General features: G+C 58.9%; 5 protein-coding genes and 1 pseudogene. 5 read left to right on the forward strand and 1 reads right to left on the reverse strand.

Going from position 1 to position 3,592, the window contains the following annotated elements; translation table 11 throughout:
• The 3 genes and pseudogenes from EN893_RS24150 to EN893_RS24160 all read left to right on the forward strand — a co-directional run.
• Positions 1–233: pseudogene (locus EN893_RS24150) on the forward strand (hypothetical protein); the annotation flags it as partial.
• 328 nt (positions 234–561) lie between these two features.
• Complete coding sequence (locus tag EN893_RS24155; RefSeq protein WP_127268328.1) at positions 562–882, forward strand: hypothetical protein; 321 nt, start codon at positions 562–564, stop codon at positions 880–882.
• A 120-nt stretch (positions 883–1,002) separates the two neighbouring features.
• Positions 1,003–1,812: a CpsB/CapC family capsule biosynthesis tyrosine phosphatase gene (locus tag EN893_RS24160; RefSeq protein ID WP_127268327.1), complete on the forward strand. Its 810-nt coding sequence runs from the start codon at positions 1,003–1,005 to the stop codon at positions 1,810–1,812.
• Between the two features lie 25 nt (positions 1,813–1,837).
• On the opposite strand, the gene EN893_RS39435 is transcribed toward EN893_RS24160, so the two are convergent.
• Positions 1,838–1,996, reverse strand: coding sequence for a hypothetical protein (locus tag EN893_RS39435; RefSeq protein WP_164752261.1), 159 nt, complete (start codon positions 1,994–1,996; stop codon positions 1,838–1,840).
• On the opposite strand from EN893_RS39435, the gene EN893_RS24165 reads away from it, so the two are divergent.
• Both EN893_RS24165 and EN893_RS24170 read left to right on the forward strand, forming a co-directional pair.
• Entirely contained in the window at positions 1,989–2,594 is a 606-nt protein-coding gene (locus tag EN893_RS24165; protein ID WP_224696614.1) for a polysaccharide biosynthesis/export family protein, read from the forward strand. The two genes, EN893_RS39435 and EN893_RS24165, sit on opposite strands and share 8 nt — an antisense overlap.
• Positions 2,595–2,623: 29 nt before the next feature.
• Positions 2,624–3,592, forward strand: a 969-nt coding sequence (locus EN893_RS24170) for a Wzz/FepE/Etk N-terminal domain-containing protein (RefSeq protein ID WP_245490892.1), incomplete at its 3' end; no start/stop codon positions are given.

The following is a 3,592-nucleotide window of genomic DNA, read 5'->3' on the forward strand; positions in this document are numbered from 1 at the left end:
CCGTTCTGGTCGGCGGCTGCAATCTGGAGGTTTCGGCCAATTCGAGCCTCGACGTTTCCCGCCTTGGCAACAACATTTGCCTCAAGCTTGTCGGCTCTGAGCAGACGGCTGCTATTCAGCCCTCCGGCGGCGGCGCCGGGTTCGGTCCGCCGGAGGCGATTTTCGCCGGGGCGCTTCTGACGTCTGGCGTGCTCGCGGCGACGCAGGATGACGACAACGGCGTCAGCCGCTGACGAAGATATGGCGGCATCGGCCGCTGTAGAGAAAGGTCTGGATAGGCGGGCTGGCTGGTTTATTGGGTTTGTTAACCATATTGTTCTATTGCTTGGGGCGGGGCGGGCTGTAATTTGTACCAACAGGGCGAGTTACAGGTTTTGGCGGGGTAAAATGATGAGTTGCCATCGGTTCGGGGTTGCTTTTACTTTTGTTGCATTCGTCGCAGGGGGCGCCCTGTTCGCCGCGCCCGAGGCTGTAGCTCAGCAAACCTGTTCCTGTCTTGCGCCCGTGCCGGCGTCCGCAGACGCGATAGGTCGTCTTACGCAGGTCCGGGGTAATGTGCAGATGTCCCAGGCCGGCGGCTATGCAGGGGTGGATGCCGAGGCGCCGGTGTATGCGGGCGCGCGCATCATGACCGGGGCGCAGGCGTCTGCTTCGCTGGCTATCGGAGCCAATTGCGCGCTCGATATTCCAGCCAATGCCACCGTCAAGGTCGACCCTATCGAAGGCGGCATGTGCGTTTCGCTTGAGACACCGTCTGCGACGATCGTACCCGCCAGCTCAGAACCTGGCATGCTGCCGGTTCTCTTGGGCGGCGCCGCCGTCGGTGGTGCCGCCGCCCTTATTATCGGCCTGCAGGATGACGACGACGCGGTCAGCCGATAGGCGGGATACGACCCCCGCTGTTTTGCGTAAATTTGTCAAATGCGTCATTCGCCTTCATGCGGGTGACGCGTTTCTATTTTGTCGAGGCGAAGCTTTGCCTCCTCTCAACCAGAAACGCCAATGATCGACCTGCATTCACATATCCTGCCCGGTCTCGATGACGGTTCTCCTGACTTGGCCATGTCGCTGGAGATGGCACGGCTGGCAGTGGCCGACGGTACAACGCATATGGCATGTACGCCGCATGTAATGCCTGGGGTTTATGAGAACGCCACGCCAAAGATTGCCGGGGCTGTTCAGGCGTTAGAACTGGAGCTTCATCGCGCTGCCATACCGCTTACCGTATATGTTGGCGCTGATGTTCATCTCGCGCCTGATCTCCCCGATCGATTGAGGCTTGGTACGGTGCCGACTCTGAACGGATCCCGCTATTTCCTGTTCGAACCGCCACATCACATTTTGCCTCCGCGGCTCGAAGACTTCGCCGCCCGTCTCATAGGGGCCGGCTTCGTGCCGATCCTCACTCATCCAGAGCGGTTGACTTGGATCAAGGCGAATTACGACGTCATCGAGAGGTTGAATACGCTAGGCTGCCTTATTCAGCTCACGGCTGATTCTGTGACGGGGGCCTTTGGACGTACGGCGCTCTACTACTCGGAGAAGCTGCTGGATGAGGGCAGGGTGGATATTGTCGCCTCCGACACCCACGGCGCCAGCCGGCGGCGGCCAGGGCTTTCGCAGGCGGTTGTCGCCATCGCGAACCGGTGTGGGGAAGATGAGGCTTACAACATGGCAGTGAAACGCCCGGACGCGATATTGCAAAATCGGCCGCTCGTGCCCATCGGAAAGCAAAGCCCGAGAAAATCGGGGGGCAGCAGTGCGGGGCGGTTTGGCGGATTGGGCCGGTTGTTTAAGAGCGGGGCTCTTTGATGGGCATTTTCGATCTCGCAAGAAGTCATGCGGGCACCGTGCCCGCTTTGCTCGCATCGCTAGCAATATCTGCCTGCGCAAGCACTTCGTCGACATCGACGTCCTCCACCAGTTCTGTCGATGCGCTGCAGCCGACGGCGTCTTCATCGGCGCTCTCTGGCGGTGGTACGCTGCAGGTGGTCAAGGATCTCCCGCCGCCGCAGAATACCCAGAACGGCAGCGAGCAGCCTCTGTCTGCCAACGATGTGCTCGAGGTCAGTGTGTTTCAGGTCGATAATTTGAACAGAACAGTTCAGGTCGACGCGGGCGGACAGATTTCGCTTCCGCTGATTGGGACCATGACTGCAGCCGGCAAGACCGTTCGTCAGCTCGAGAAGGAAATCGAGACTGCCTACGGTGAAAAGTACTTGCAGTCGCCTGACGTGACGATTTTCGTCAAGGAGTCGATTGGCCAGCGCATCACGGTCGATGGTGAAGTCAACAAGGCCGGCATTTATCCGGTGTCCAGCAGCGCTTCCTTGCTCGACGCGATCGCCCTTGCCGGAGGGTTCAATCCGGTCGGTGATGCCGGCAAGGTCTTCGTCTATCGCAATGTCGGCCAAAACAAGCTGGTCGCAAATTACAATGTCGAGGAAATCCGCGCCGGCAAGAACCGCAACCCGCGCATCTATGGCGGCGACGTGGTCGTCGTTTTTGCTTCGAAGTCGAAAATCGCGATGAACAATTTGAAGGATGCGCTGGGCCTCGCCTCCAGCGCTGCCCGCATTGCGGTCATTCCGTAGACACGGACAACCCCAGGATCACCTCGCGCATGCTCGATCGCAACAGGCAGCCCCAACTTGCCGGACCCGGACATGGCCAGGCCCTGTCCGCGGACTCCTATTACGACGTGCCGCAAAACTACGGTCCCTATGGTCGCGACTATGCGGGCCAGGATGAGGGGTTCAACCCGCTCAAGCTGCTTTTATACATCGTCCAGTATCGCTGGCTGATCGTCATGATGGCGGCGGCCGGGCTCGTTGCCGGCGTCATCGTGACGATGATGCAGACACCAAAATACCTGGCGACGACGCAGCTCGAAGTTCTGGTGCCTTCGGCGAAAGTGTTTCAGGACATTGAGGTCGTTTCCGAAAACAGCGACGTCCGGGCCTTCCTGACCGCTCGGGAGAAGCTGAAGAGCCGGGCATTGGCTCAGCGCGTGGTGTTCCAGCTTGGGCTTAGCGAAAAACCGGATTTTCTGTTTCCGACGCCGAGCTTTTCCCCGAGCAATATTGTCTACCGTGCGTTCGGGATGTCCAAGTCACCCTCCATTGAGGAGAAAACGCCTGAAGAGCGCGAGGCAATTGCGATCAAGCGCATCCAGGAAGATCTGACGGTCAATCTGGTCACCAATACGAGCCTGCTATCGATCACCTTCGTCGATCAAAAGCCGAAATATGCAAGCGACGTTGCCAATCAGGTCGCGCAGAGCTTTATCGATCAACGTCTCGATCAGACCAGCGAGACCTCTGATCTGGCACGGCAGTTCATCCAGGAACAGGTTTTGCAGGTGAAGCAAAAGCTGCAGACCTCCGAAGAGGAACTGGTCACCTATGCAAAAGATGCCGGCATCACGGTTACCGGCGATGACAAATCGCTGATCGGCTCCAACATCGAAGCCCTGAACACCGCCCTGGCCACTGCAATCCAGGAGCGTCTTGATGCGGGGCGGGTGGTCGATCAGATAGAAAAAGGCCGCGGGTCGAGCCTCGGTCCGGTTCTGGAAAGCGAAGGTCTGCAG

It is taken from the genome of Mesorhizobium sp. M7A.F.Ca.CA.004.04.2.1, from assembly GCF_004022825.1.
Lineage (GTDB): Bacteria > Pseudomonadota > Alphaproteobacteria > Rhizobiales > Rhizobiaceae > Mesorhizobium.